The 4161-nt window shown below is 61.2% G+C and carries 5 protein-coding genes; all 5 read right to left on the bottom strand.

The window, feature by feature from the left end:
• Nucleotides 1-191: 191 nt before the first annotated feature.
• Entirely contained in the window at nt 192-596 is a 405-nt protein-coding gene (locus Q1V51_RS12315; RefSeq protein ID WP_300556781.1) for a response regulator, read from the bottom strand.
• A 143-nt stretch (nt 597-739) separates the two neighbouring features.
• A complete protein-coding gene (locus Q1V51_RS12310) occupies nt 740-1192 on the bottom strand; it encodes a MerC domain-containing protein (protein ID WP_300556779.1) in 453 nt (150 codons plus the stop codon).
• Between the two features lie 135 nt (nt 1193-1327).
• On the bottom strand, nt 1328-3094 hold the full coding sequence (locus Q1V51_RS12305; RefSeq protein ID WP_300556777.1) for a hypothetical protein: 1767 nt from the start codon (nt 3092-3094) through the stop codon (nt 1328-1330).
• A gap of 30 nt (nt 3095-3124) precedes the next feature.
• Nucleotides 3125-3589, bottom strand: coding sequence for a peptidase S1 (locus tag Q1V51_RS12300; protein ID WP_300556775.1), 465 nt, complete (start codon nt 3587-3589; stop codon nt 3125-3127).
• 229 nt (nt 3590-3818) lie between these two features.
• A partial coding sequence (gene infC / locus Q1V51_RS12295; RefSeq protein ID WP_300532355.1) for a translation initiation factor IF-3 occupies nt 3819-4161 on the bottom strand: 343 nt, incomplete at its 5' end.

The raw sequence follows: 4161 nt of genomic DNA, 5'->3' as shown, positions 1-4161 counted from the left end.
CGCTTCTTGGCGCCGCTCTTGGTCTTCATCTTCGACATTTCGATCTCCTTGTTGGAATGCCGGGGCATTCCGGGGACAGTTTCACGCGCAGGCATGTCGATCGGGCCCGACGCGCGGTTCTTGAAAGAGCGGGGGTTATACTCGGAATATGCGGGAATGCAAGACCGGCAGGCGGTCGCGCGGCAGTCAGCCTAGTCAGCCGGAGCGACCAGCTTGGATCTGGCGAGCGCGGCCCGCAGCTCGCGCACCGGCACCGGTTTGCGCAAGGTCGCCAGCAAGGTCACGTCGCGTTCGGCCAGAATGATCTCGGCCGTCTGCAAATGCACCGGGTCGCTGCCGGAGACGAGGATGATCTCCGGAATGCTCTCGGCACCGAGGAAGGCCATCAGCGTCTCGATCCCGTCCATTTCCGGCATGACCAGGTCGAGCACCACACAGCTGGGCCGGTCCGAGACCTCCAGGGCCGCCATCAGCTCTGCCCCGTTATTGCACTCGGTCACCGCCCACCCTTCCGGCTCAGCCACTTCGCGAACGATAGTGCGGAAATCGGCCTTGTCATCGGCAATGAGAAGACTGGGGCGGTCGAAGTCGGTCATGAACGAGGCGAAACCCTTGAAGCAACGACGTTATGCTAGGCATGCCGTGTAGTGTTATACGACTACCTGCTTCGACAGGAAGCTAGAAGGTCCGAACACGGCCCTTCCACAAGAATACCGAAAAACCCCGAAGAAAACAGGTTTTAGTTTGCTGCTGTTTCGCAAACAGCACAGTCGCGGCGGTGATCATGCCCGTGCTTCCAGCGGATCCGCCAATTGGCCAAATGAGCAAGGGCGAGGATCGTCACACCGGTCAGCGTCAGCGCCGTCTCAATCCAGAATGAAAACAGGTGCAGCGCACCCAGCGTCATCAGGCCAAGACCGATCATACCGACACCGAGCAAGGCCCAGCCGCCGCCATTGCGCCGCGCACCCCAGCCCAGCGCGAGCAGGGAGATCGGGATAGCGACCAGCAGCAGGCCGATATGCCATTCATGGCCAAGGCCCAGCGTTTCGCTCAGCCCCGGAGCCAGCATCGGCGCGGCCACGGCGGTCGCGGGAAACAGCAGACAATGGGCCACGCACAAGGCGGACAGGCCGACGCCGGCCGCATCCCACTTGTCCTCAGACTTGCCCGTTGAAAGACGTTTCAGCATTCGCTTCGCTCCAGAGTGGGGAATGATATAGTATAACATTCCCCACCTGCCAAGCTTCAGCCTGCGCGCTCCGGCGGAAAAAATGAGCGGCACCCAAGGGCACCGCTCATAATTCAAATTATTGATTTACAACATTTAGTTTCCCGAGCTGGCAAATCCCAACTCGGAGATGAAGAGCCTCGCGTCGGTGTCGCCGCCCTCCCAATAGGTGCCGACCCAGATGTCATAGACACCCGATGTCGGGTTCTCGAAGACGAGACCGGGATTGAGGCCGTCCTGGTCATCATTGCACGCCCACCCCCCGTCGGGACCGTTGACGATCAGCGTCGCATCGCCTTCGGACTGGGCGTAGATATAGAGGTCAAACGCATTGCCGGCTTCGAAGGTCAGCTGGTAGTCCGGGGCCGCATCGGCATAGCCGCGGCACATGCTGTCAGCAGCAGAATCGGCGGCCAGACCGCCACCGGCGCGCACGTCGACGACGACCGGATCGGGGCTGAACCCGCTCTGCAGCGTGATCTCGCCATGCTCAGCCGGCAGGGCGAAGTCGAACGTCGCACCTTCCGGATAGGTATTGCCAAAGGCCAGTTCCGAAATGTGCAGCTGGGCCGGGGCCAGCTCGCCCTCGCTGAACGTACCCACCCAGATATTGTACAGGCCCGATTGCGGCGCATCGAAATGGACGCCCGGGTTCAGATTGCCGGCACTGTCATCATCGCACCACCAGGTACCGTCCGGCGCATTGATGGCCAAAGTCGCATCCCGCGCTGATGTGGCCGAGATATAAAGGTCGTAATTACCGGCCTGATAGTTCAGGTCATAATCCGGCGCCCGGCTGGCAAAGCCGTAACACGCATCACCAACGGCTTCCCAGACATCCTGGTCACCACCCGCCATCACATCGATGGAGTGCGGGTCCGGAGTGAATCCGGCTTCAAGCGACACGGAGCCGTAATTGGGGTCCAGGGTCCAGTCGAGTTGCGGCGGCCCGGAGGTATCACCGCGGAAACCCAGCTCGGACACGAACAGGGTGGCATCCGCCAGCGGTCCGGGCGAATAGCGGCCCGCCCAGACGGCGTAGCGGCCAGACTGCGGGTCACGAATGCGCACACCCGGGTTCAGATCACCCGCCGTGTCGTCATCACAATTCCAGGTCCCGTCCGGCGCCTGCACCAGAAGCGTCGTGTCGACATCGGCTTCCATCGAAAGGAAGAGGTCGAAATCGGACCCCGCCTGGTAGTCGATCCAAGCATCGGGCGCCTGGGACACGCGGCCCCAGCAGAAATCGCTCGTCGTCTGGCCCGCATCAATATCGCCACCCGCCTGCACGCGGAGCGTCCGCGGGTCATCTGCGAAACCGGCATTCAGCGACAACCGGCCAGCATTCGGCGCTAGGTTCGCTTCCGGAGCCCGCGAGAAACGGTTTTCGCTGGAAAACCCGATCTCGGAGATATGCAGTTCACCGGGCTGGTAACCCGTTCCAAAGCCAAGCGACCCGACCCAGATATCGTATTCCCCGGACATCGGGCTGGTGAATTCCACACCGGGGTTCAAGCCCAGCTCTGGCGCGTCGTCATTGCAGTAAAACGCGCCATCGGGTCCGCGAACCACCAGGACACCATCAAGGTCAGCAGCGGCGGAGATATAGAGCGAGAACGCCCCCGCGCTGTAATTCAGCGAATGTGAGGGCTGGTGGGTGATATAGCCGTAGCAATTCGGCGCCAGCGTGGCCGCATCGATTGCGCCACCTGCCTGAATGGCAATCGAGCGTGGATCATCGGCAAAGCCGGCCTCGAGATTGGACCGGCCATAAGCCGGCGGGGCGTCCCAGTCCTGGGCTGCAGCGACCGGCGCGGCCGCTATTGCGATCAGGGAAGTACAGGCTAGCAAACGCATCATCATATCGTCTGTGTCCTCCAATAGGCGAGCCGATCAGCGATCGAGCTCCGAAATCTTCAACTCGGCTGGATAGGTGCTGGACTGGCCGTAGAAGCCGACCCAGATACTGTAGGTTCCGGTCCAGGGCTGCGCGAAGCGGAGCTGGGGATTGACCCCGGGCCCGCCATCATCGTCGCAATACCATTCCCCGTCGGGCGCGTTCACGATCAAGGTCGTGTCGGCATCCGCCTCGGCGGTGATGATCAGCGGCAGCGAACCGGCGTTGTAATACAAGTCGAAATCCGGCGCTTCGGCGATAAACCCCGGGCAGCCGACATGAATGGTGGTGCTGGCATCGACACTGCCGCCGGCGCGAAGGGAAACGACATAGGGGTCGGGCGTAAATCCGGCCGACAGGGAGACGTCGCCATAGCTTGGCGCGGCCGATAAATTCTGAGCCAGGACAGGCACGGTCAGGCTCAACCCTGCCAATAGCCCGCCTATCAGACGTTCAACCATGTCTCATCCCCCGGTTCGGCTAATAGGAACACGCTTCACCTTCCCGCGCAATCCGGTCGCACCCGGCATTCCGGACTGGCCAGACACAGCTAAACCTGCCTGATTTGAATGGGTTCTGAACCGCAAAGCCACGCGCCCGGCATGCTTTGGCCGCTTTCTGCGCGCAATTGCCGCAAACAAAAAAGGGCCGCCCCAGCGGGACGGCCCTTTTGCTTGATGACACCAACGCTTAGCGCGGCGCCATCACCATGACCATGAGGCGGCCTTCCATCTTCGGCTCGAATTCCACCTTGGCGGTTTCGGCGAAGTCTTCCTTGACCCGGTTCATGATATCCATACCGCGGTCCTGGTGAGCCATTTCGCGGCCGCGGAAGCGCAGGGTGACCTTGACCTTGTCGCCGGCTTCGAAGAAGCGCGTCATGGCTTTGGTTTTCACCTGATAGTCGTGCACGTCGATGTTCGGACGCATCTTGATCTCCTTGATCTCGACGGTCTTCTGCTTCTTGCGTGCCTCGGCTTTCTTCTTCTGCTCCTGGTATCTGAGCTTGCCGTAATCGACGATCTTGCACACG

Source organism: Maricaulis sp. (assembly GCF_030149235.1).
GTDB lineage: Bacteria > Pseudomonadota > Alphaproteobacteria > Caulobacterales > Maricaulaceae > Maricaulis.
This window is presented reverse-complemented; position numbering and strand designations above follow the sequence as displayed.